We start from the raw sequence: 20,370 nt of genomic DNA on the forward strand, positions 1-20,370 counted from the left end.
TTGCAAGCTCCTCGACCGGCGGCTGAGGAGCGCCCCCTGCTCTCTCATTAGGATCTCCACGGGGATCTACATATGGGGGGTTGTTGTGCGAAGACTTATTGGAGCGGTCGCCGCAGCGGTTCTGGCTGTATGCGCGAGTGCGTGCTCTGAGCAGGGGCCACCTGCGAAGGCGGAACCGGCCGCGGAAGCCGTGCCGGCTGCAGAGATGAAGTCGGTCGAGAAGGTCGAGGGCAATGCGGACGTGCCCGCCTGGGTCACGAGTCGCACTTTCCCCGGTCTCACGTATGTGAAGTACAGCGAGTACCACAGCGCGACATCGGCGGAGCTGGGCGAAGCGCTGGACCACTTCGGGGGTAACGTCGACGCAGGCGAGGCAGTGGCGTATTGGGAGGACAAGGGGGTCTCGTCCACCAAGGATGCGATGTTCGAGGCAGACGTGACGGAGGGCGACCTCATGCAGTTGTGCAAGTTCGCACTTGGAAGGCTCCCTGATCGGAGCGTCGTCCTGATCCGCAATCTTGACTCGGGTACCGAGGCCAGTGCCAACATGAACATGAGTACAGGCGACACCCCTGGTACGTGCGAGAAGCCATGACGTAAGAGGGCCGGCGCACGCAAGCTGAGCCGGCCCTCCCCGGAAGCCGACCAGTCGAAGCAGCCACTGGCCGGGGACCAGATGTCGTTCTTCGAACCCGACGAGGGTCACCAGGGCTGACTGAGATCAGCCGTCCTTCGGCAGAGTCCCGTACGAGAAGGTGCACCGGACGCGGCCGTCGGCCGCGGGAACAAGGCGTACCTGCTCGGCGGACATCTGCAGCGGCCCGCCCGCCGACGCGTCCCAGAGCGATACCGTCCCTCCGGCCTCCCCGAACGACAGGTACGGATGCTCGGGCTTCAGAACACCACCCCGGCTGCCGAGTTTCGCCGCGGGAACCGTCGGCTCGACGCACATCCACTCCGGTGCCACCCCGAAGTACGAAGGTGGCGCCGTCTTCCGGACCGCGGCCGTACGGAAGTCGTCCACCGCCTCCCGAGCCGAGTCCAACGCCCCCAACCCGCACACCGCCACCACGGCCAACTGGGCACACACGTACAACGGAACTCCCAGCCGCTCGACAGGGCTGACGAACGGTGCGTGCACGTGTTTCGCGATGCCCCAGAGGGCCGGGACGAGCAGGGCGTAGCTGAGCAGGCTCAACAGCTTCACCGCCGACGTGGCCTGCCAGATCCCGGGAACGTCGAGGACATCGGGTGTCACGCCGAGACCGTCCGCGTACAGCGCGTGCAGCACCGATCCGGAGGCCACCACGCACGACACGGCAACCGCGAAGACGAGCGGCGCCGCCCAGGCGAGCCATTCGCCCCACGTCCACTGGCGGACGAGCAGCCAGATACCTCCCACCGTCGCCGTCACGGCGAAGGCCGACAGCATCTGCGCCGGAGTCCGGGCTCTGCCGTCCCCCGCGCCGAGGGACACGGCGAGGAGAAAGACCGCCACCACACCGCACATGAGGAGACTCCGCACACGGCCGCCGACCGCGAACAGGCCGTATGCAAGCCGGGCTCCCCCGACGAAGCACAGCACCGCGATCCCCGCCCACACCCATACCCGCACCCCGCTGTGCTGCCGGGCGACCGCCGCGCAGAAGGCCATGGCGAGCAGCCAGGCCACGAAGCGGAACACACGCTGCCAACCGTCCTCCTCGCGACGCGGAACGATGTGGCTTCGCTCCCGTCCGTAGAACGGCCGTACATCGACGGCAGCCCCGGGAGCGGAACCTCCGGGCAGGTTCATTCGGGAGAGCCGACGGGCTTCCGATGCCGTACCCGTGACCACCATTCCGGTGTCGTGGTAGCCGCGCCTCTCCGAAATACGCGCGCGTGACACTCCGACCGCTCGGCGCAGTCTCGCCATGCGTGTCACGGGCCCCGGGGCGGGTGCGCGGGGTGGTCTGTGATCAACCGTATGCACCCGCCAGCCGGTCAGCTGCTCCCGGTCCCGGTCCACCAACTCGCAGCGCCGGGCGTACATCTCCAGACCGACCGCCCGTGCCAGCTGCTCCACCCGCCAGGCAGCCGCCTGCTCAGTGCGCCGGTTGCGGGCTCCGAAGAACCGCACCTCGACGGAGTACAGCCGCGCCGAGGGAGCCGCGCGCAGCACCCCTCGCGACGCGCCCACACCGCGCGCGAACCCAGCGACGACCGGCCAGCCCCGCTGGTCGAACAGCCGCTCCGCCTCGTCCCAGTCGCGTTGCTCCCCGCGTACCTCGACGAGGACCACCACACGCTGGTCATAGCGTTTCCTGAGCACCAGCTCCCCCTCTCACCGGGATCCGAAGGTACAGCGACCTACGATGTGACGGTCACGGTGGTAGGCAGCCACTCCTACGAAGGAACGGACGCGAAGACATGTCACCGGAGGACAGCGGCAGCAACCGCGCACCCCAGCCGAAGGACCAGCTGTCCCTGTACGGCCGCTATCTGGACGATGCGTCCGCCGAGGACAGCGGGGGCTTCCTGGTGGAGATCGGGGCGGGCGGTCGGAGCACCGATGTCGAACTGGAGCGGCCCGACGAGGAGCCGGACAACGCGGATGAGCCGATCACGGCACCGTACGACCCGTCCAAGATCGAGATCCAGACCCTGAACCCGACGATCAACCTGCTGATCTCCCGGCTGGTCAACAAGATGATCGACCTCGCCCCGGACTTCCAGCGCAAGGCGGGCATCTGGTCGGACGAGCAGCAGAGCCGGCTGATCGAGTCCCTGCTCCTGCGTATCCCCATCCCCTCCTTCTACGCCTCCGAACTCACCGACAGCTCCTGGGCCCAGGACAGTTCCTGGGCGATCGTCGACGGTATCCAGCGCCTCACTGCCATCGCGCGGTTCATCGCCCCCGAGGCTCTGGCGAAGGCGGGGATAAGGTCCGGACCGCTGAAGTTGCGCGGCCTGGAATACCTCAAGGACGACTTCGAGGGCAAGGGGTACGCGGATCTGTCAGGGCGCATGCAGATCCGTCTCAACGAAAGCCAGGTCGTCGTCCACCTCATCCGTCCAGGGACTCCGGAAGAGGTCAAGTTCAACATCTTCGCGCGGATCAACACTGGTGGCCTCCCACTGACCCGTCAGGAGATCCGGCACGCGCTCGTCCCGGGCCCGGCACGCAAACTCCTGTCCTCGCTCGCCGAATCGCCGGAGTTCGCCTCGGCCACCAGCCACGGCGTCTACAGCGAGCGGATGGCGGACCGCGAGATGGTGCTGCGTTATCTCGCCTTCCGGCTCACCGACCCCAACCTGTTCCGGAGCCAGGACTTCGACCAGTTCCTCGCTCTCACCATGCGCCAGGTCAACCGGCTCACCGATAACGAGCGGGAGGGTCACGGCCACGACTTCCGGCGGGCCATGGTCACGGCTGAGAAGATCTTCGAAGGCCACGCCTTCCGTAAGCAGTTCCCTGGTCAGACGCGTCGCTCCCCCGTCAACAAAGCCATCTTCGAGACAGTTTCCGTGAATCTGGCCGCTCTCTCGGACCGCGAACGATCTGCGCTGGTAGCGTCCCGGGAACAGGTGGTCGAGGGTTTCCAGCAGCTCATGACCGACCGGGACTTCGAGCGGGCCGTGTCCGTGGGCACCGGCGACCGGGTCAAGGTGGTCGACCGCTTCGCCAAGGTGCGCGAACTCTTCCGCACCGTCCTGGAGAACAATAGGGGCAGCAACCAGTGATCGAACAATTGTCACTGACCAACTTCAAAGCGTTCCAGTCCGCCGACATCCGGCTGGCCCCGGTCACTCTCCTCACCGGCCTCAATTCCTCGGGCAAGAGCACGGTCCTGCAGTCCCTGGCGTTGCTGCGCCAGTCATACGACTCGGGCATCCTCATGTCCACCGACGGGGACACCGATATCCACGGGGGCCTCCTCCTCGACGGTGACCTTGTGGAGCTGGGAACCGGGCAGGACCTGCTGCACGAGGACTTCACCACGGAGCAGCCGGGCATGGACCCGGCAATCTCCATCGCGTTCAAGACTGCCGACAAGAAGACGTACACCTGGTCTGCTCGGTATGCGCCCGAACAGGACGTACTGCCGCTGGAAATCTCCACGCGGAAGGCGGACTGGGGTGACGTCCCCCTCTTCTCTCGGCACTTCCAGTACCTCAAGGCCGACAGGATTGTGCCCGCCACGACTTATCCTCGTTCTCACCACCAGGCGATCGGCCGTGGCTTTCTCGGATCGCGTGGCGAACACGCCGTCAACTTTCTCCGGCATCACGCCCAATACGTTGTGCCGGAAGGGGACCCGCTCCGACACCCGGAGGCTGGCGGACACACCCTGCTCGACCATGTCGTCGCATGGATGCAGGAGCTCTGCCCGGGGGTCAACCTCGAAGCCTCGGAGATTCCCGGGATCGACTCGGTCCGTCTCAGCTTCGGATTCGGCGGCACCGCCGGCCTGGACTCCACCCGGCGCCGCCGCCCGACGAACGTCGGCTTCGGTCTCACGTACGCCCTCCCCATCGTCGTGGCCTGCCTTACCGCCGGGCCCGGCAGCCTCATCCTGCTGGAGAACCCCGAGGCCCATCTCCACCCGCGCGGCCAGTCCCGTATGGCCTCCCTCATCGCCGCCGCGGCGTCCGCCGGTGCGCAACTCGTCGTCGAGACCCACAGCGACCACGTACTCGACGGGACCCGGCTCGCGGTCAAGCAGGGGCGGCTCGCGGCCGGGGACACCGCAGTCCACTTCTTCCGGGGCAACGGGGCTGGAGTGGAGATCATCACCCCTACGGTCGCCGAGGACGGATCGCTCTCCGAATGGCCGGAGGGCTTCTTCGACGAGTCGGATCACACACTGGACCAACTGCTGGGCTGAACGCCCGTACCGGATAGCGGAGCTCACCAGGGGGGAGAGCGCTCAGTGGTGCTCATGTTCTTCAACGAGAGGTCCTGCGTCTCGGACGCTACGCAGGACGAGGCCAGGCAGGCCATGCGCGACTTCATCAAGGTCTGCCAGGCGGTGTGGCAGATCCATCGCGGGACGACGCTGGTGAGCGAGGTCCGGCTGGAGGACGTGGAGATCTCTCCGGGCTACTACCTCCAGCAGTGGCGCAACGAGCCCGCCAACCACGACGCCTGGCAGTTCATGCGGAGGACATTGCAGAGAAAGGCGCCCCTCTCGGGTGTGCTTCCCAAGCCACCGGAGGACCAGGAGAGCGAGTATCGACACGAAGGCGACCCTGTTCTCGGCCTGGCCGCCGCCCACCTGATGAAGATGCTGGCTGTCAGCCTGCCCACGGGTTCCCGCTGGGCGGCCCCTTGGCTCAAGGTCGACTACGAGATCCTCAATGACGACGGCCTTACCACGGACAGCGCGAGCGTCCACCACGCCTCCGAGGACGCACACGTCCGTGAGCACGAGGACTGGATACGCACCACCGCCGCCTCCGCCACCACCAGCGGTGTGCAGTTGTGGGAGGAGCGCGACACCTTGTTCCCTTACCTCCAGTTCGTGCCGGGGGTGGAGCAGAATCTGCGGGAGCTGCCGGGTGTGGCTGTGGCGAACGTACGGGCCGAGCTCGTGCATCTCAATACCGCTGCGGAGAACTGGAAGCCCGGGGAGTCGGAGCCCTCGTGGGCGGTCAAGGTCGTTCCAGAGAGCGACACCCGCATTAATATGGGGCTGGTCGACTTCATCGATCTCGACGGTCTGAAGCGGACGTTCAGTCCCCATGTCCGGTACCAGCCGTACCAGGGCCGTATCCACTTCCGGCTGATCGCGGATGAGAGCAGGATCCGTGTGGGGTACGTCGGTCGCAAGCGCCTGACGGCCGGGGTACCGCGCAGCGCCCGGTAGCGGCGACTACGGCAGCCAGCGCGCCGCCTGTTCCCGGCTGACCTTGGCCTCGTCGACCCACCAGTGCCGGGCCTCCTTGTCCCACTGGGCCCGCAGCAGACGCTTGGCCTCGTGCCTCTGCTCGTACGAGACGTTGAGGTACAGGCGGCCGTCCCGTACCAGCCCCGGGTACACCTTCCCGTCCTGCGCCTCCGCTCGCTGGGCAGGCACCTCGGACACCGGAGCGGTCTCTCCGGCGGGGCGCCACTGTGCGCGCGCCGGACGTTCCATGCGGGTGTGCTCCATCAGACGCCGTACGCGGTCGCAGGAGGCGGGGTCGGTGTAGCGCATCATCAGGTCCGTCGGCCCGATGTTCGCGAGCAGGTTCTTCGAGCCGTGCCACAGGACCGAACCGTCCAGGATGAGGACCTTCTCGTGCATGCGGTCGCGGAACTCGACCCGGCAGCCGACGGCCTCCAGCTGCCCGACCAGCTCCCGGTGCCGCGCTACGCGGGTGGGTTCCTGCTGCTCCTCCGGCGGGCGGGTGAAGACCGTGACCTGGATCCCGGCAGCCGTCTTCGGTTCGAGCATCCTGGCCCACCGGCGGACCGGCGGCGCGTCCATGAACGCCGAATACAGCTCGATGCCGCGCTGCGCTCGCTCCACGTCCCATGCCACCGCTTCCAGGACCTCGCTGTGTTCGAAGAAGGCGGGCCGTGCCAGCTCCTCCGCCGACATGGTGGCCAACTGGTCCGCGTCACGGATCGGGATCAGCTGGTCGGCGGAGATGGTCTGCGCGTGCGCCTCCAGATGATCGACCATCGCCAGCGCCTCGCTGTGCGGGGCCAGGTGCTTGCGCAGGAAGTCGACGTCCGCCACGACGACCAGGTGGTCCTGGGCCCGGCTGAGAGCGACGTTGAGGAGGCGACAGGTCTGCGAGGACAGCCCCGTTCCGCTGTAGAAGAAGCCGGCATCCTTACCGGCGCCCGCCACGGTGTCGAGGAGCACGACGGGGCGCTGGCTGCCCTGGAACCGGTGGACGGTGTCGACCAGGCCGTCGTAGTCCTCCCCGAAGCGGTGGGCCAGGCTGCTCTTGAGGGCCTTGACTTGTTCCCGGTACGGGGAGATGACGGCGAGCCGGTCGGTCGCCCGTTCCCCTTCGGGGACCTCCTGCCACTTGCGGCCGGGCAGGATTCCCTCGTGCTGGAGCCCTCGGACCAGTTCGTGGATGACTGCGGCGTGAACGGCGTTCGTCATGTGGGGCTTGCGGCCGCCGCCGGGGATCCGGCGGCCGGACGTGTCGATCAGGATCACCGGGGAGTCGATGAGCGGGGCGAACGGCAGACGGCTGGTGTTGCCGCGCCCGGTCCTGAGTGGAGCGTCCGGATACGCCACCTCGTTGACGACCGCGCAGATCGGCTCCCGCATCCGGTACTGGGTGTCGAGCGCCACCAGTCGAGGGTCCTGGCGTACCCGGCCGGAAGGGTCGACCAGGCCTGCGGCGTGGAAGGCGTCCCGCGCCGTCCACTCGCGGGAGTGGGCGCGCTCCTCCTCGCTCGCCGCCCGGTCGCCGTCGCCCTTGGTCACGGCGGGCAGCTGCCGGAAGTCGCCCGCCACGATCAGCCTCTTGCGGGCGAGTCCGGCGGCGAACCAGGCCGAGGGAAGGTTTACCATGCCGGCCTCGTCGATCACCACGACATCGACCTCGTCGAGCAGCTTCCTCGACTGGACGGCCTTGGCCACGGTCGCTCCGAGCACTCGGCAATGGGAGCGGACTTCGTCTTGGATGCGCTTGCGCTTCTGCCCGAGTTCGCCAAGTCGCTCCTGGAGAGAGGCAACGGACTCGACGACGTTCTGCCTGGGCGGGATCCCTAGGATGGCGGCGCGGGCAGCAGGGAGGGCTCGGCTGGCCTCGGCGGCCTGCTTCTCGCCCGCCGTGTGGCGACGGGCCGCGCGCGAGACGTCCTCCCTGGCCCGCGCCGACTCGCCCTCCTCATGCGCCAGGGCGGTCCGGAGGTCACGCAGTTTCGCCGCTCTGCGCTCCGCGAAGGGTCCGGTCGGCTGCCCGGCCTTCTCCGTCTTCAGCCGCAGCTGCGCAGCCAGGGTGTCCGCGGCCGCCACCGCCTTCGCCGCTGCGGCGTGGTCGCGGCCGGCCCCGGCCATTTCTTCTGTGCCGGTGGCCAGGTCCGACTCCAGGTCCTGGACCCGGTCGTGCAGGACCAGCGCCGCCCGTGCGCCCTTGAGCTGGTCGGCCGCCGTGCTGATCTGCCGGTCGATGCTCTCCACCAGCAGGGCGGCGATCCGGGCCGGGTCGACCTGGTCGCCGTAGCGGCTGCGCAGCGACGGCAGGACGATGCTGCCGGACCGCTGGACGATCCCCTCGGCGAAGCCCTCCTCGTGCTCCAGCAGGGAGCACATCCGCTCAAGGGCCTGGTCCACCGCAACGTTTGTGGGGGCAAGGAAAAGGACCTTGAGTCCTTGGCGGAAACTGCCCTCGACGATGTGGCCGACGACATCCGTCTTCCCGGTGCCGGGCGGCCCCCACAGGAACAGCACCTCACTGGCGAGGGCCTGTGCGACGGCATCACGCTGACGTGGGTTCAGCTGGAGCCCCGTCCAGTTCGCCACCCACTGTCCCGGGTTCCCGGCACGGCCGGTGCGCGGGGCGCCCCGGCCGAACAGCCAGCCGGCATGGTCCGCGTCGATGGGGCTGTCCTGGCTGCCGGCCGTCTCCAGGCGCTCGGCCAGCACGGCCCAGTTCGCGGAGTCGTCCTTACGGATCTGGATGTTCCCGGGCGTCGCCCCGAAATCGGCTTTCGTCACGAGCCGTACGGTTCCGTCAGGAGCACGCGTGGCCTCGGCCGGTTCCCATGCCTTCCGGGAACGTGACGGCCTGGCGAGGACGGGAAGACCGTCCAGGCTCTCCTGCCAGGTGCGGCACTCGAAGAGATACTCGCGGGTCCCCCCGGACTGCGAGAGGAGCCGCCCCTTGGACAGGGCGACCTTCACAGCGCCGTCGGCGTCGCTCCTCTGTTCGGCGAGGATCTCGGCGCGCACCGCCGTCAGAAGCTCCTCGACGGGATAAGGACGTCCCGTGCCGGTCATGTCCGCCGCTCCCCACCATCGCCCCACAGATCCGGAGACTGTACGTGAGTCTGCCGCCGCCGAACGGTGCACTCGGCGGCCACTGGCCAGTGACTGGCCGGAATCATTCACGATCAGTCATTGCCCGGAGCGTTGTCGGCGGCGCCGTATACCGTTGGCGCAGCTCACCGACCTGGCACGAAGCGAAGGAGATCGCCGTGAGGCCCACGCTGGCCGCCGCGCAGCTGCGGGGCAGTCTCACCCAGTACCTCACGACGACGTACGCACTCACCGACGAGGACACCCGTCGGGCGCTGGAGCGGTTCCTCGAACATCCCGAGACCGGGATGTTCCGTGGCCCCTATCTGCGGATCAGGACCCCCTTCCACAAGGCCGTTGCCGGCTGGGAGAAGCACCTGGAGTGGAACCCTGGCTTCACCCCGTACCGGCATCAGGCGAAGGCGTACGAGCGGCTGAGCACGCTCCACGGGCCCGCCCTGCCGACGCTGGTCACGACGGGGACGGGTTCCGGGAAGACCGAGTCGTTCCTCGTCCCCGTCCTCGACCACTGCCGACGTGAGAAGGCACTCGGGCGCCGCGGGGTCAAGGCCGTGCTGCTCTATCCGATGAACGCGCTCGCCACCGATCAGGCCGGCCGCATCGGCGAGTACCTCGCGCAGCCGGAACTGGCCCAGGTGACCGCGGGGCTCTACATCGGCGACCGGCCGGACACCGACTTCCGCCGGGTGATGACGCGGCGTGAGGAGATGCGGCAGTCGCCGCCCGACCTGCTCATCACGAACTACAAGATGCTCGATCTGCTGCTCCAGCGGACCGAGGACCGCGCGCTGTGGCAGGACTCCGGGATCCAGTACGTGGTGCTGGACGAGTTCCACACCTATGACGGGGCGCAGGGCACGGACGTCGCCATGCTGCTGCGCCGCCTGGCTATGGCCACGGGGCAGAGCGAGCCCGGGCGTCCCCTCGGTTCGATCTGCCCGGTGGCGACCTCGGCGACCCTCGGTGAGGGCGGGCCCGGGACCGGTCCCGGCTCCATCCTGGAGGTGGCTGCTCAGGTCTTCGGGATGCCCTTCTCCAAGGACGCGCTGGTGGGCGAGGAGCGGATGACACCCGAGCAGTTCACCGGGCCGGTGAACTACGGTCTGCCCGAACCGCCTTCGCCCGAGGAGGTCATCGCCTGCTCCGGTGGCCCCGATGTGGTGTCGCGTCCGGACTTGCTCGATCTCAATGCCCTGGCGGCTCGGATGCTCGGGCAGCAGGGCCTGTCCGCCTTCGAGATCGGGCGGCTGCTCAAGCAGCACGACTTCACTCAGGGGGTGCTGTCCCTCCTCGACGGGGACCCGCTGAGCGAATGGGAACTCCGTGACCGCCTCGGCCGGTTCGGGTACACCTGGGGCCGGACCGCGCGGGAGAACCCCCGCCTCGCCCTCGCCGCGCTCGCACGCTTCGTCGCCCTGCTGTCGGCGGCCCGCGATCCGGAATCGGACGAGCGCCGCCCGCGCCCCCTGCTGCACGTGGAGACCCACCTGTGGATCCGGCCGGTCGGCCGGATCGTGCGCGGAGTCGGCCCGGGAAAGCCCGAGTTCCACTGGTACGAGGACGATCGCGCTCGGCGCTCCGCCCTGCTCGCGACGCCCTCTGAGGGCGACGAGGAACCCGAAGCCGGCCAGATCGGGCACGTGGCGCGTTCTCATCGCGCGCAGTCGGCGATCGGCGCGGACACCGCCGTACGGCAGGCGAGCATAAGGCTGCCTGCCGTGTACTGCCGCAACTGCGGCCGCTCCGGCTGGGCGGCCGTCTCCCCGGAAGCCGATCCCCAACAGCTCGTGATGGCCCACGACAAGATCTGGCGCGCCAGCGTGGGGCGGGAGAAGCGGCGGGTCCGCTATTTCATCGCCGCCACGGCGGCGGAGCAGGAGGACACGCTGGCGGCGGTCAGCCAGTCCCGCCCCGCAACGGGAGGCGGACAGCCACCGGCGCTGATCCTGGACGGTGCTCAGGGGACCTACCGGCTGCCGGTCGCCCAGGACGCCGGGAGCCTTCAGGACGCCTGTTTCGTCCAGGCGATCACCGAGAAGAAGACCGCCGACCGGGCTGCCGTCGATCAGCGCTGCCCTGCCTGCGACACCGACAACGCGATGCGCTTCCTCGGCACTCGGCCGGCAGCCCTGGCGGCCGCGACGGTGACCCAGCTGTTCACCGGTCAGGAGGTCGCACTCGAAGCGGAGGAGCGCAAGACCCTCCTGTTCAACGACTCGACCCAGGACGCCGCCCACCGTGCGGGGTACGTGGCAAACCGGTCGTTCACGTTCTCGCTGCGCTCACTCCTCGCGCGCAACCTGGACGAGTCCGGCAAGCCGTCGGCTCTCAACGACCTGATCGGGAACGTGCTCGACTCCGTCGAGGATCCGCAGGCCCTCGCGGCTGTCGTCCCGCCCGATCTGTACGACGAACCAGGCGTGGACCGGCTGCTCTCCGGGCGGGGCACGGGCGATCTGCGGACCTGGAAGCTCATCGGAGAGCGGCTCGCCTTCGCCACCGTCATGGAGTTCGGACTCCGATCCCGGCAGGGCCGCACCCTGGAGCTGACCCGGACGGCGGCCGCCGAGGTCGTCATCGGGGACCAGCACCGGATCACCATGCTCGCCCGCGACCTGCACATGTCCTTGCCCGGTCAGCTGCTCGGCACCGGCCTGCCGACGGCCGAGCGCTATCTGGCCTTCGTCCGCGGGCTGCTGGAGCGGGTCCGGCTGCGCGGCGGGGTCCGGCACCGGTGGCTGGAGCCGTGGATGAAGGACGCCGGGGTGACCCGGTTCAAGATCTGGGGCGGCAGGCCCGACGGCATGCCGGCGTTCCCCGACAGTGTGGCCGCGCCGCGCTTCCTGCTCGACGGTGACAAGGGCAGGTCCGACTTCGACTCGACGACAGCCCGCACCGGCTGGTACCAGGACTGGGCGCGCCGGTGCCTGGGCCTCGACGCCCCCGGGGCTGCGGAGTATCTCCGCAGGCTGCTGCCGGTCCTCGTCGACGAGGGTCTCCTCGCGGTGCGGACGGCACAGGACCGGACGACGAAGGTCTACGGCCTGCAGCCCGGCCATGTCGAGGTGCGGCTGCTTGAGGACGACATCGTCAACAAGGCCTTCGTCACCTGTGAGGCGTGCGGCTGGCAGCAGGTGGTCCATCCCTCCCGGCGGACCCGCTGGTACGGCCATCCCTGTCCCCGGTACCGGTGCCGGGGGCAGATCACCGCGCCGCAACCGGGCCAGGCCACGGTGCTGTCCTCCGGTTCCACCAGCTTCGGCGGCCCCCGGCCGCGCGACTACCGCGATGACTACTACCGGCACCTCTACCGGACGGGTGGCACCTTCCGGGTGGTCACGGCCGAGCACACCGGCATGCTCACCCGGCCGCAGCGGGAGCGCGTGGAGCGGGCCTTCCGCGACGGCACCCACTACACCGACCCGAACGTGCTGTCGTGCACTCCGACCCTGGAGCTCGGCATCGACATCGGAGACCTGTCCGCGGTCCTCCTGGGATCGCTTCCGAAAGGCCCTGCCAACTACGTGCAGCGAGCGGGCCGTGCGGGCCGCAGGACGGGCAACGCCCTGGTGGTGGCCTTCGGCGGTCGCCGGGCCCGCGATCTGTACTACCTGGACGAGCCTCGGGAGATGATCGCCGGGGACATCGTGCCGCCCGGCTGCTACCTCTCCGCGGTGGAGATCCTGCGCCGCCAGTACACGGCACACCTTCTGGACCTCGCGGCGCGGGGCCGGCTCACGACGAGCGACGGTGAGCCACTGCAACCCGCGCCGCGCCTGGTGTCGGCGCTGTTCGGCAGCACGGCCTGGTGCCAGGATCTCGCGGACGCGGCCCTCGCCCATGGCGCCGTGCTCGTCGAATCGTTCCTGGCCCTCTTCCCCTCACTCCCGGGCCGGCCGGACACCGGGGTCTCCGGCCAGGCCGCCGACGAACTCCGCACGTACGCGTGCGGTGGCATCGTGCGCGCGCTCCAGGAAGCCGAGGAGGAATGGACCGGCCGCGGTGAGGAACTCCGGCGCCGACTCCACGCCATCGACACCGCGATGGACCAGCTCGTGCGCAGCGATCCCGAGCAGGAACGCGAATGGCGCGAGTTGCGCGCCGAGCGCTACGCGACGGGCAACCTGCTGCGCGACCTGAACCAGACCAGTGCCCACGGGGCTCTCGTCGAGCTCGGTCTCCTGCCCAACTACACCCTCTCGGACACCACCACGCAGCTGGAAGCCACCCTCTCCTGGACCGAGCAGCCCGAGACCGAAGGGGCCAAGAAGACCTACCACAGCGAGGTCCGGGACTACGAGCGCTCCCGCCGGTCCGCGCTGTCCGAACTGGCGCCCGGCAACAGCTTCTACGTCAACGGCTACAGGCACGTCGTCCGGGCCCTGGACATCGGCAGTCCGGAGCGCCGTGCCTGGTCGGTGTGGCGCATGTGCCCCGCCTGCGGCTACGTCCGTACGGAGAACTCCCAGGCCGATGCCTCGCCCTGTCCCCGGTGCGGCGGCCGGGAGATCGCCGACGCCGGCTGTGTCCAGCGCGTTCTGGAACCGAAGCGGGTCATGTCGCGCGACAAGCGGGACGACGCCCGCGTCCGGGACGACAAGGACGAGCGCGACAGCAGAAGGTACGCCGTCCTCACCACCGTGGACGTCGACCCCGTGCACCTGGCTACGGGCTCCTGGCGCCATGACACCGCCGTCTTCGGCGTCGACTTCACCCGCCAGGCCGTGGTGCGCACGCTCAACCTGGGCCTCGACCGTCAGGACGGCAGCAGCACCGTGCCCCTCGCCGGGGCCGAGGTGCGGATCAACCCGTTCTACGTCTGCACGAGCTGTGGCGGCGCCACCTCCGAGGGGCGTCCGGTCGTGGACCACCATCAGGACGCGCTCACCGAATCCCTTGCAGCGGCGACCAGGGCCAGCGCCCACCACCAGCTCTGGTGCCCGCGCCGCAAGGTCCGTACAAGCGCCCCGGAAGGTCAGGGGAAGGGAGAGGACGTCCCTCTGCTCCTGGCCCACGAGCTGACCACCGAGGCCGTCCGCATCCTGCTTCCCGCATCGGTCGCCCGCGTCAAGGAACGCCTCGCGTCCTTCACCGCCGCGCTGTTCGTGGGCATCGCCGCTCGCTACGGCGGCGACCCGGACCACATCGACATCACCGCCGCGTCGATGCCTGACGGCAACGACCCGGAATGGCCTCGTCGTTTCCTCGTCGTCTACGACCGTCTGCCGGGCGGCACCGGCTATCTGCACCGGCTCGCCACCTCCGACGGCTTCCGCGAAGTGCTGCTGAGGGCCCGCGAGGTGATCGACAACTGCCCGTGCATCGAGAAGGGCCTCGACGGCTGCCACCGCTGTCTCCTGCGCCGCGTACCGGCCGGCGACTACGACAAGGTCAGCCGCAACGAAGTCCGGCAGATGTTCGACGAACTGCTGGGAGCCGACGGCGGCGACTGGGCCACCTCACCGGTCGCGGCCACCCACCAGATCCCATTGGAGCAGCAGGCCGAGAGCGATCTTGAGGTCATGTTCATGGAGACCTTGGTCGAATGGGCGAAGCAGCCCTCGGCCAAGGCCAGTGCGGACGCCTACACGACCACGGCCGGGACGTACTCACTGGACCTGCGGCTGACCGGCGTGGACGGGGCCACCTTGAGCTGGCGGGTCTCCCAGCAGCGGGTCCTCGACGGCACCCGCCCCGACGTCCTCTTCGAACGTACCGATGCACCCGGTCCGCGGATCGCGCTCTACCTCGACGGATACGAGTTCCACGCCGGGCCGAAGCACAAGGACAGGCTCGCCGACGACGCCGTCAAGCGCACCAGGCTGCGCGCCGACGGGATACGGGTCTTCCAGCTCACCTACTACGACGTGAAGGACTGGCGGACCCGGGTCCGCGACACAGGGTACGCGAGCACGGGGCCGGAGAACCCGGTCTGGTTTCCGTACGGCGAGCAGGGCCAGAAGCGTGCCCGCGACTACTACGCGGGCGTGCACGGCGGCCTGCCGGGCGAGCTGTCCGCGAAGCTCTGGGTGAATCCGGCGGACCTTCTGATCGCTTATCTGCGTGCCCCGGACGCTTCCTTGTGGCAGCAGCGCGCCGAGGCCGCCGTCGCGGGGCTGCTGGGCGCCGGGGCCCGGATCGCCGCGCTGCACCCTCAAGCCGTCGGCGAACAACTCCTCATCGCGCTGCGGGGCGGCGCCCCGCAGGGGCCCAAGGGACCGGTGCAGCTGCTGACCGCGGTCGACGCCGCAGGATGTGTGGTCACCGCCGCCGCGGACGGTCGCCACCGGCCGCCGATGTGGACCGGGCTGACCCCGCTCGACGACAGCGACCGGGCCGTCTCGGACGAGGCCGGGCACAAGCGGCGCTGGCAGGGCTGGCTCTACTGGAGCAATGTGCTGCAGTTCCTGGAGCACGGCGGCGGTGACAGTGTCCAGTTGACGACCAGCCTGCTGGAAGGCTTCACCGTCGACGGCCTCAGCGTCGCCGGAGGCTCGGGCTGGCTCGAATCGCAGCGGGCCGAGCGGCCGGCCGCCGCCGCCGTCACGGCGAGTCCCGCCGGAGACGTCGTGGAAGAGCCCGCCCCGGTCATCCCCGCCTCTCGGCCCGCCCAGCCCACCAACGCAGCTCATGACACGGGCTGGGGACAGGTGCTGGAGTTCCTCGACCCCGATGAGCCCGGTCTGCTCCCCCTCAGCCAAGGGCTGTGCGCTCTGGACGTGGTGCCGCCGGAAGCCGGCTACGAGCTGGACGAGCACGGCTGGATGGCCGAACTCGCCTGGCCCTCCGCCCAAATCGCCGTGGTGACGGCCCACCGACCGGCCGACGGGGAGCGCGACCACGACGCGGAGGACCGGGACAGGGCCTTCGCCGCGGCAGGCTGGTGGATCAGCACAGCCGTCTCCTGCACCCCCCGGGACATCAAGGACCTCCTTGCCGCGGCAGAGGGCGAAGACACGGACACGAACGACGGAGACCAGCAGCGATGACGACCACGGGCGTGACCCTGCGTCTGCTCGACAAGGCGGACAAGGAGATCCTGAGGCTGCCTCGTGCGGTCAAGGGCGCGATCTACGACTTCCAGCACAAGTTCAAGGAGAACCCGCAGCTCCGGGGTCTGCGGTTGAAACAACTGGAGGGTCACGACCGGCTCTGGTCGGCCCGTGTCAACGACGAGTACCGGGCCCTGCTGCTGCGCCTGGCGGAGACCGACTGGCTCATCGTCTCCGTCAAACACCGCAAAGACGTGTACGAGAAGCTCGACCGGCTCTCATACGGAATCAACCGGATCACCGGCGGCATCGAGTACGTAGACCTCGAGATCGTCGAGGAGAGCGTCCTGCGTCGGGCGGCGACTCCCGGGCCGGCCACCGCCCCCATCGAGCCTGCCCCGGCGCCCGCTCCCGTCCCGCTGTTCGCCGCGTTCTCCGATGAGCAGCTCACTGACCTCGGCGTCGCGGGACCGCTCGTACCGGTCGTCCGGACCCTGACCACAGAGGATCAGCTCCTCGGCCTGGCGGAGTACGCCCCGCAGCTCACTTCCGAAGTCCTGCTCGCACTTCACGACGGCGCGTCGTACGACGCGGTGCTGGAGCAGATCACCAGTCCCGTCTCCGCACCGGACCCCGTCGACACCGACGACTTCCGGGTCGCCGCCGAGCGGCCGGCCACCATGGTCACGACGACGGACGAGGCGCTGCGCGAAGCCCTGGAAGGCGGCGACTTCGGTCGGTGGAAGGTATTCCTCCACCCGACCCAGTCCCGGCTCGTCGACCGCGAGTACTCGGGCCCCGCCCGGGTGGGTGGCGGGCCGGGCACGGGCAAGACCATCGTGGCCCTGCACCGGGTCAAGCACCTGGTGGACCGGCTCCCTCCCGGACGCAACAAGCCCGTCCTCCTCACCACGTACAACAAGAATCTTGCCGCCGACCTCAGGTCACGGCTGCTCCAGCTGGGCGGCGAGGAGCTGCTGGCGCGGGTGGAGATCAGCCACGTCGATCAGCTCGCGCTGCGCGTCGTACGCGAAGCCGAGCCCGGAAGCGCCAAGCAGACGCTCGACGAGAGCCAGGCTCTCCGAGAGTGGCGTGCCATGCTCGACGAGCTGGGCGAAACCGGGTGGGACGCCCAGTTCCTGCACGACGAGTGGTCGCAGGTCATCCTGGGCCAGGCCGTCGTCTCCCGCACCGAATACTTCCGTGCGCGGCGAGCCGGCCGGGGCAAGAACATCGCACGGGCCGAGCGCGCCGAGATCTGGCAGCTCGCGGAGCGTTTCACCCAGCGACTCGACCGCCTCGGGCGGCAGACCTGGGAACAGGTCGCGGAGCGCGCGGCGCGGCTGGAGATGGACCGCGAGCGGCGGATCCAGGCCGTCGAGCGTCAGCGGGAGGAGGCGGGTGGTCTCGACAACATCCATCTTCAGGCCGGCTCCGCGGGCTGGCTGCGGCACCGCTTCCAGCACATCGTCGTCGACGAGGCACAGGACCTGCGGGCCGCGCACTGGAAGCTGCTGCGGGCGATGGTGCCGCGTGCCGCCAACGACATCTTCCTCGTGGGCGACACGCACCAGCGTATCTACGGCAACCAGGTCACGCTGGGCAGCCTCGGGGTCCATATCCGCGGCCGCTCGGCCAAGCTCACGTTGAGCTACCGAACGACGCGGCAGATCCTCGGCTCCGCTCTCGGGGTGCTCAGCGGTGAGAGCTTCGACGACTTGGACGGCAGTACCGAGGACCTGGCCGGGTACAGGTCCGTCCTGACCGGAAGCCTTCCGCAGTTGCACGGTTGCGAGGACTGGGAGTCCGAGCAGGAGTCGATCGCCGCACTCCTCGTCGACTGGATCGCCCTGCCGACACCCCCAGGGCAGATCGCCGTCTGCGTTCCGACCAACGCCATGGCAAGCGAGCTTGCTTACACTCTGCTCGCCCACAAGGGGATCAAGGCCGTCGAGATCGGCCCCGAAGGCCCTCGTGGAGACGAAGGCGTCCACATCGGCACGATGTTCCGCTTCAAGGGACTCGAGTACCAGCGCATGGTCATCGCGGGCGTGCGGGACGGGCTCGTCCCCCGGGAGGCGGTCACCCGCCTACAGAGCGACGATGCCGTCCGCTATCGACGCGAGCTCCAGCGGGCCCGCTCACTGCTCTTCGTCGCTGCCACCCGTTCTCGGGACAGCCTCGCCATCTTCTGGCACGGCCGTCCGAGCCCGTTCCTCGGACCGCTCATGCGTTTGCCCGCTTCATGAACACACCGGACGGCTGAGCCACCCTGGAACAGGAGATTCTCGGGGACTCAGCCGCCCCGTTTGGCGAGCCCAACGCTCCGGAGCACTGATGGCGCAGGTGACGCGTAATCAACAGTGGACGGGACGACGGGAACAGCTCCGCCCAGTGCGATCCCTCGGTCACTCCTGACACGCTTGCGCGATCAGGCCGTCCCTTCAATCCGATGCGGCTTCACCTCCTGCAGAGACAGCAGGGCCTGGAGGCTCGACCTCATCGGTGAGACCCAGAGGCGGCTGCGCCGAAGTCACCGTGAGCCAGTCATCTCTGACACCACAACCGCTCTCGCCGTCGCGGTCGTCTATTTCTCGGACGCAGCGCATCGTGATCGCTGGCGGCTCCCCGCGGTCGGATGGCACGAGGCGGCCACGAAGCGCACCCTCAGCAAGGACGCGACGCCCCGTGCGACTCGGTGAGCTCGAGCCTTGGCTGACGCGCAATCAGAACGGGCGTCAAGTGAGCGTCAGCCCGTCGCGCACCATTCCCGGAGAAAGTCACCGCAGCTGGCTCATCCCTTGCGGTCGTGGGTGAAACCGCAGGTCAGAGCAGTCTGCCCGGAATGGCACGCACTCCACGTCGTGTACCGGGGGAAACAGGTCGAACAACCCACCCGAACCACAAAGCGTCAGGTCAGGCACCCTTGTCCGCAGGCTCCAAGATGGCCACGCACTCCACATGATGCGTCATCGGGAACAGATCGAACGCCCGCAGCGTCCGCACCTTGTACCCGCCCTCGCGGAAGTACGCCAGGTCCCGCGCCAGCGCCGCCGGGTCGCAGGCCACGTAGGCGATGCGGCGGGCGCCGAGGGCGGCGAGGCGCTTGACCGTCTGCTTGCCGGCTCCGGCGCGGGGCGGGTCGAGGACGATCAGGTCGGCCTCGGTGATGCCGGTGCGGGGCAGGATCTGGTCGACCTTGCCGTGCTCGATGCGGACCCGCTCCAGGTCCTTGAGGTTGTGGCGGGCGTCCTCCACCGCGCGCTTGCCGGACTCGATGCCGAGGACGGCGCCCTTGTCGCCGAGGCGTTCGGCGAGGGAGCCGGCGAACAGGCCGACGCCGCAGTACAGGTCGAGGGCCATTTCGCCCTTGCGCGGCATCAGGCCCTGCATGACGGCCTTGACCAGGGTGTAGGCGGCCTGGGGGTGGACCTGCCAGAAGCCGCCGGAGCCCACGCGGTAGGTGCGGTCATCAGCGCGTTCGCGGACGAAGCCGCGGCCGTGGACGCGGTGCACTCCGCCGTCGTGCTCGTCGACGCGCAGGACCGAGACGGGCTTGTCGAGCTCGACCAGCGGGAGGCGGCCGCCGGAGCGGGGGGTGAGGATGACCTGACGGTCGTTGGAACCGGTGGCGGCGATGGCCTCCACCGTGGCCATCTGGGGCCAGTCCTGCTTCTCGATGCCGAGTTCGGTGACGCCGGGGGCGGCGATCAGGCAGTGGTCGATGATCTCGATGTCGTGCGAGCGGTGCTTGCGCAGGCCGACCCGGCCGTCCTCGTCGATGGCGTACTGGACCCGGGTGCGCCAGGCGGGCACCTCGCCCGGCGGGAGCTTGTCGCCCTCGGCCGGCATGACGGTGCCGTCCCAGCCGGCCTCCTCCGGGGTGAGGCCCGCGAGGTGCTGGAGCTGTTCGGCGATCACTTCGCCCTTGAGCCGTCGCTGGGCGCCGGGCTTGGCGTGCTGCCAGTCGCAGCCGCCGCACTTGCCGGGGCCCGCGAACGGACAGGGGGCCTTCACTCGGTCCTTGGACGCCTCGATGATCCGCACCGCGTCGGCGCGCAGGAAGCGGGAGTCGGCCGCACCGTCGGTGACCCGGGCGACGACCGTCTCGCCGGGGAGCGTGTGGCGTACGAACAGGACCTGGCCCTGCGAGGTCCGGGCGATGCAGTGGCCGCCGTGTGCGACGGGGCCGACCTCGACCTCGTACTCCTGCCCCACCAGCGATTCCACGGCCTGCGTTTCTTCCGCCTGCGGGTCTGCGGCCTGCGTTTCCCCGGTCTGCGGCGACGTGGATTCGTTCTGCATGAGGGGGTGGCTCCAGAGATCAGGGGAAACAGGGGGAACGATCGCGACGTGAGAGCGGCCGGACAACAACCTACGAGTGTACGTGGGTGTCGTCCGGCCGC

At 69.2% G+C, this 20,370-nt stretch carries 9 protein-coding genes; 6 read left to right on the top strand and 3 right to left on the bottom strand.

The features are described 5' to 3' along the window. The first annotated feature begins 205 nt into the window (after positions 1-205). On the top strand, positions 206-595 hold the full coding sequence (locus OG322_RS07410; protein ID WP_329306223.1) for a hypothetical protein: 390 nt from the start codon (positions 206-208) through the stop codon (positions 593-595). 126 nt (positions 596-721) lie between these two features. Here OG322_RS07410 and OG322_RS07415 read toward each other — a convergent pair whose 3' ends face one another. Further along, positions 722-2,311 (bottom strand): NnrS multi-domain protein, encoded by a 1,590-nt coding sequence (locus OG322_RS07415; RefSeq protein WP_329306224.1) that lies wholly within the window; start codon positions 2,309-2,311, stop codon positions 722-724. Between the two features lie 98 nt (positions 2,312-2,409). Between OG322_RS07415 and OG322_RS07420 the strand changes: the two genes are divergently transcribed. From OG322_RS07420 to OG322_RS07430, 3 genes are read left to right on the top strand one after another with little or no spacing between them, the layout of a single operon-like run. Beyond that, positions 2,410-3,723, top strand: a complete 1,314-nt coding sequence (locus tag OG322_RS07420; RefSeq protein ID WP_329306225.1) for a DUF262 domain-containing protein — start codon at positions 2,410-2,412, stop codon at positions 3,721-3,723. Beyond that, on the top strand, positions 3,720-4,868 hold the full coding sequence (locus OG322_RS07425) for a DUF3696 domain-containing protein (RefSeq protein ID WP_329306226.1): 1,149 nt from the start codon (positions 3,720-3,722) through the stop codon (positions 4,866-4,868). The genes OG322_RS07420 and OG322_RS07425 overlap by 4 nt, the downstream gene beginning before the upstream one ends. A gap of 54 nt (positions 4,869-4,922) precedes the next feature. Continuing rightward, complete coding sequence (locus tag OG322_RS07430; RefSeq protein ID WP_329306227.1) at positions 4,923-5,849, top strand: hypothetical protein; 927 nt, start codon at positions 4,923-4,925, stop codon at positions 5,847-5,849. A gap of 6 nt (positions 5,850-5,855) precedes the next feature. On the opposite strand, the gene OG322_RS07435 is transcribed toward OG322_RS07430, so the two are convergent. Further along, a complete protein-coding gene (locus tag OG322_RS07435) occupies positions 5,856-8,933 on the bottom strand; it encodes an AAA domain-containing protein (protein WP_329306228.1) in 3,078 nt (1,025 codons plus the stop codon). 197 nt (positions 8,934-9,130) lie between these two features. On the opposite strand from OG322_RS07435, the gene OG322_RS07440 reads away from it, so the two are divergent. Then, the gene (locus OG322_RS07440) at positions 9,131-15,961 is read left to right on the top strand and encodes a DEAD/DEAH box helicase (protein WP_329306229.1); all 6,831 of its coding nucleotides are present in this window, start codon (positions 9,131-9,133) and stop codon (positions 15,959-15,961) included. After that, positions 15,958-18,213 carry a UvrD-helicase domain-containing protein gene (locus OG322_RS07445; protein WP_329306230.1) on the top strand — a complete coding sequence of 752 codons (2,256 nt, stop codon included), beginning with the start codon at positions 15,958-15,960 and terminating at the stop codon, positions 18,211-18,213. Before OG322_RS07440 ends, OG322_RS07445 begins: the two co-directional genes overlap by 4 nt. Positions 18,214-18,880: 667 nt before the next feature. Here the strand turns inward: OG322_RS07445 and OG322_RS07450 are convergent. After that, on the bottom strand, positions 18,881-20,269 hold the full coding sequence (locus OG322_RS07450) for a class I SAM-dependent RNA methyltransferase (RefSeq protein WP_329306231.1): 1,389 nt from the start codon (positions 20,267-20,269) through the stop codon (positions 18,881-18,883). Positions 20,270-20,370 lie beyond the last annotated feature (101 nt).

Origin of the sequence: Streptomyces sp. NBC_01260 (assembly GCF_036226405.1) — a bacterium.
GTDB lineage: Bacteria > Actinomycetota > Actinomycetes > Streptomycetales > Streptomycetaceae > Streptomyces > Streptomyces laculatispora.

Coding starts and splice junctions, on each gene's coding strand:
- OG322_RS07410 (WP_329306223.1), top strand. CDS start 206: ATGAAGTCGGTCGAGAAGGTCGAGGGCAATGCGGACGTGCCCGCCTGG.
- OG322_RS07420 (WP_329306225.1), top strand. CDS start 2,410: ATGTCACCGGAGGACAGCGGCAGCAACCGCGCACCCCAGCCGAAGGAC.
- OG322_RS07430 (WP_329306227.1), top strand. CDS start 4,923: ATGTTCTTCAACGAGAGGTCCTGCGTCTCGGACGCTACGCAGGACGAG.
- OG322_RS07435 (WP_329306228.1), bottom strand. CDS start 8,933: ATGACCGGCACGGGACGTCCTTATCCCGTCGAGGAGCTTCTGACGGCG.
- OG322_RS07445 (WP_329306230.1), top strand. CDS start 15,958: ATGACGACCACGGGCGTGACCCTGCGTCTGCTCGACAAGGCGGACAAG.
- OG322_RS07450 (WP_329306231.1), bottom strand. CDS start 20,269: ATGCAGAACGAATCCACGTCGCCGCAGACCGGGGAAACGCAGGCCGCA.